Origin of the sequence: Promicromonospora sp. NPDC057488 (genome assembly GCF_042802395.1) — a bacterium.
Taxonomy (GTDB): Bacteria; Actinomycetota; Actinomycetes; order Actinomycetales; family Cellulomonadaceae; genus Promicromonospora.
Genome location: NZ_JBHVEG010000306.1, coordinates 1 through 3993 on the forward strand (window position 1 = coordinate 1; position 3993 = coordinate 3993).

The following is a 3993-nucleotide window of genomic DNA, read 5'->3' on the forward strand; positions in this document are numbered from 1 at the left end:
GTGCAGGTCACGCTGGTGACCTGCACGTCCGACACGTGCGGACCCCATCCCCCGGAAGGACCCCATGGGGCGCTACATCCTCCGTCGTGTCGCGCAGGCGGTCGGCATGCTGTTCCTGGTGATGTTCGTGCTGCACCTGCTCACGACGCTCGCGATCCAGCTCAACGGCAACCCCGCCCTCGCGTTCTTCGGCGACAAGATCCCCTCGCCGGCCCAGGTCGCCGCCGTCGAGCAGCGGTTCGGCCTGGACGACCCGTGCTACGACCAGCCCGGCAACCCGTGCCTCGGACCGTTCGTGGAGCGGCTCGGCCAGTACGCGCAGGGCGACCTCGGCACCAACCTGCGGGGCCGCGAGGTGACGGACATCGTCGCCAGCGCCGCCCCGAACACGCTGCGGCTGTTCGTCATGGTCACGATCACGTGGCTGGTGCTCGGCATGGTGCTCGGCTCGGTCGCGGCCCGCTGGCGCGGCTCGCCGTCCGACCACGGTATCCGGCTGACGTCGGTGCTCATCGACGCGCTGCCCGTGTTCGTGCTGCTCCTGGTCTACAAGGAGGTCGTGACGGTCCCGCTCAGCGGCTGGGCCAAGGAGACCTTCGGCGAGGACAGCTGGCCGCCGTACTGGTTCAAGCCGTCGTTCGACCCGGAGCACCCGTGGGCCACGGTCGCGGTGCCCGGCATCCTGCTGGGCCTGGCCGGCTCGGCCGCCTTCATCCGCCTGGTGCGCGCGAGCCAGCTCGACTCGTACGGCGGCGACCACGTGCGCACGGCCCGCTCCAAGGGCCTGAGCGAGGGCCGCGTCGTGGTGCACCACGTGGTGCGCAACTCGTCGATCCCCGTGGTGACGGCGGTGGGGCTCACCTTCGCGGAGGCCCTGAGCGGTGCCGTCATCACCGAGGGGATCATGAACATCTACGGCATGGGCGGCGTCCTGTGGGACGCCGTGCAGAGCAGCGACGTCGGCCTGGTGCTCGGCATCGTGACCATCCTGACCGCCGTCACGGTGCTGGTGATGATCGTCGTGGACATCGCCTACGCCGCGCTCGACCCGAGGATCCGCTATGAGTGAGGCAGCCTCCGCGGCGACCGGGAAGGTCGCCGGCACCGCGTCCCGCACCCTGGCCTCGGACGCCTGGCGCAGCCTGCGCCGCCGGCCCGACGTCATCGTCTCCGGCCTGATCATCACGTTCTTCGTGGTCATGGCCGCGTTCCCCACGCTGTTCACCTCGGTGAGCCCGCGGCACTGCGTGATCGGCGACGCCAAGATCAAGCCGCAGGGCTTCGGCAACGAGTTCCCGCTCGGCACCGACTCGTTCGGGTGCGACACGCTGGCGCAGCTCGCGCACGGTTCGCGGCCGTCGCTGCTGCTGGCCCTCGTGGTGGTCGGCACCGCGCTGGTCATCGGCGTCACGCTCGGGCTGCTCGCCGGGTACTACCTGGGCTGGGTGGACTTCGTGGTGTCCCGCACCGTCGAGGTCTTCCTGGTGATCCCGTACCTGCTCGCGGCGATGCTGCTGCTGAGCCTGTTCAAGAACGTGGACCTCGGCTCGGGCACGTTCACCACGATCATGCTGCCCGCGATCGTGCTGACGCTGTTCGGCTGGATGGGCTACGCCCGGTACGTCCGGGCGAGCGTCCTGGAGGCCAAGAACCTGGACTACGTCACGGCGGCCCGCGCGCTGGGCGCCTCCGACCTGCGGATCATGTTCCGGCACGTGCTGCCCAACGCGATCGGCCCGGTCACGGCCCTGGTCCCGACGGCGATCGCCGGCGTGATCGGCGCGGAGGCCGTGCTCGCGTTCCTCGGCATCGGGGTGCGCCCGCCCGCCATCTCCTGGGGGATCATGATCGAGAACGGCTCCTCGTGGGTGCTCGGCGGCTACCCGCACATGCTGCTGGTGCCGCTGGGCGCCCTGCTCGCGACGGTCCTGTCGCTGGTGGTGCTCGGCGACGCCCTGCGCGACGCCCTGGACCCGAGGCTGAGCGCATGAGCGCCGCCACGGACCGGACGTCGGGGACGCCGTCCGGCACGCCGCTCCTGGAGGTCACCGACCTCGCCGTCGAGTTCCGCACGCCCGACGGCGCGGTGCGCGCCGTCGACGGGCTGTCCTACCGCGTGGAGGCGGGCCGCACGCTCGCGATCGTGGGCGAGTCCGGCTCCGGCAAGTCCGTGTCGTCGCTGGCCGTGATGGGCCTGCTGCCCGACACGGCCCGCGTCACGCGCGGGTCGGTGCGGCTGGGCGACACCGACCTGCTCACCCTGAGCCGCAAGGAGCACCGCGCCCGCTGCGGCGACCAGGTGGCGATGGTGTTCCAGGACGCGCTGGCCGCGCTCAACCCCGTGCACACCGTGGGCTACCAGCTCACCGAGGCGCTGCGGGCCCGGCGCGGGCTGTCGCGGGGTGACGCCCGCAAGCGGGCGGTCGAGCTGCTCGACCTGGTCAAGGTGCCGAACGCGAAGGCCCGCGTGAAGGAGTACCCGCACCAGTTCTCGGGCGGCATGCGCCAGCGCGTGATGATCGCGACGGCGCTGGCCATGGACCCCGACGTGCTCATCGCGGACGAGCCCACCACGGCCCTCGACGTCACGGTCCAGGCGCAGGTGCTGCGGCTGCTCGCCGAGATCCAGGCGGAGCGGCACATGGGCCTCGTGCTGATCACGCACGACCTGGGCGTCGTGGCGGGCGTCGCCGACGACGTCACGGTCATGTACGCGGGCCGCGCCGTCGAGCAGGCGCCCGTGGTGCCCGTCTACACGGCGCCCGCCCACCCGTACACGCGGGCGCTGCTGCGGTCCATCCCGTCCGCGGCCGGGACGGGCCGGCTGCCCGTGATCCCGGGCCGCCCGCCGAGCCCGGCCGCGATGCCGTCGGGCTGCCCGTTCCACCCGCGGTGCGACGCCGCCCGCGACGTCTGCCGCACCGACGTGCCGCCGCGGGCGACCCCGGCGCCCGGCCGGATGTCGGCGTGCCACTTCGCGTCGGACATCATGGCCGGACGGGAACCCGCCCCCGAGGCCGGCGTGGCGGCGTCGGCGTCCGGTGGGTCGGTGCCCGAGCCGAAGGGAGACCCCGATGACTGAGTCACGACCGGCGGGCGCCGAGCTCGTCGACGAGCGGCCCGCGAACGACCGGGCGGTGCTCGAGGTCCGCGACCTCGTCAAGCACTACCCGGTGCGCTCCGGGCTGCTGCGCCGCTCGGCGGCGGCCGTGAAGGCCGTCGACGGCGTCTCGCTCACCCTGGACCGGGGCCGCACCCTGGGCCTGGTCGGCGAGTCCGGCTCGGGCAAGTCGACGCTCGCCCGCGTGCTGGTCGGCGTCGAGACGCCGACCAGCGGCCAGGTGCTGGTGGACGGCGAGGACGTCGCCGGCCGCTCCCGGGCGGGCCGCAAGCAGCTCCGCCGGGACGTGCAGATGGTGTTCCAGGACCCGTACACGTCGCTGAACCCGCGCATGTCGGTGAGCGAGATCGTGGGCGAGCCGTTCGCCATCCACGGCATCGACCCGGCGGGCGGCCGCCGAGCCGCGGTGGGTGAGCTGCTGGAGCTCGTGGGCCTGGACCCCGACCACGCGAACCGGTACCCGCACCAGTTCTCGGGCGGGCAGCGGCAGCGCGTCGGGATCGCCCGCGCGCTCGCCCTGCGGCCCAAGATCCTGGTCTGCGACGAGCCGGTCTCGGCGCTCGACGTCTCCGTGCAGGGCCAGGTGATCAACCTGCTGGAGGACCTCCAGGAGGAGCTCGGCCTGTCGTACCTGTTCGTGGCGCACGACCTCGGCGTGGTGCGGCACATAGCCCACGACGTCGCCGTCATGTACCTGGGCCGCATCGTCGAGCAAGGCCCCGAGGCCGACGTGTACGACGCCGCACGGCACCCCTACACGCAGGCGCTGCTCTCCGCGGTGCCGGTGCCCGACCCGTCGGTGCGGCTGGTCGCTCCCCCGTCGGTCGATCCCCCGCTGGTCGAGCTTGTCGAGACCCCGGTCTCGACAAGCT

Annotated in this window: 4 protein-coding genes; all 4 read left to right on the forward strand. The window is 72.8% G+C overall.

The window, feature by feature from the left end:
• Positions 1-64: 64 nt before the first annotated feature.
• A complete protein-coding gene (locus tag ACFU5G_RS29465; protein ID WP_377252619.1) occupies positions 65-1069 on the forward strand; it encodes an ABC transporter permease in 1005 nt (334 codons plus the stop codon).
• Positions 1062-1991, forward strand: coding sequence for an ABC transporter permease (locus tag ACFU5G_RS29470; protein ID WP_377252621.1), 930 nt, complete (start codon positions 1062-1064; stop codon positions 1989-1991). The genes ACFU5G_RS29465 and ACFU5G_RS29470 overlap by 8 nt, the downstream gene beginning before the upstream one ends.
• On the forward strand, positions 1988-3082 hold the full coding sequence (locus ACFU5G_RS29475; protein WP_377252623.1) for an ABC transporter ATP-binding protein: 1095 nt from the start codon (positions 1988-1990) through the stop codon (positions 3080-3082). The genes ACFU5G_RS29470 and ACFU5G_RS29475 overlap by 4 nt, the downstream gene beginning before the upstream one ends.
• Positions 3075-3993 (forward strand): ABC transporter ATP-binding protein (locus ACFU5G_RS29480; RefSeq protein ID WP_377252625.1); only part of this gene is annotated, 919 nt, incomplete at its 3' end. The genes ACFU5G_RS29475 and ACFU5G_RS29480, both read left to right, overlap by 8 nt.

What these genes read in the sequence shown, in the direction of transcription:
- ACFU5G_RS29465 (WP_377252619.1), top strand. Translation starts at nt 65, where the DNA reads ATGGGGCGCTACATCCTCCGTCGTGTCGCGCAGGCGGTCGGCATGCTG.
- ACFU5G_RS29470 (WP_377252621.1), top strand. Translation starts at nt 1,062, where the DNA reads ATGAGTGAGGCAGCCTCCGCGGCGACCGGGAAGGTCGCCGGCACCGCG.
- ACFU5G_RS29475 (WP_377252623.1), top strand. Translation starts at nt 1,988, where the DNA reads ATGAGCGCCGCCACGGACCGGACGTCGGGGACGCCGTCCGGCACGCCG.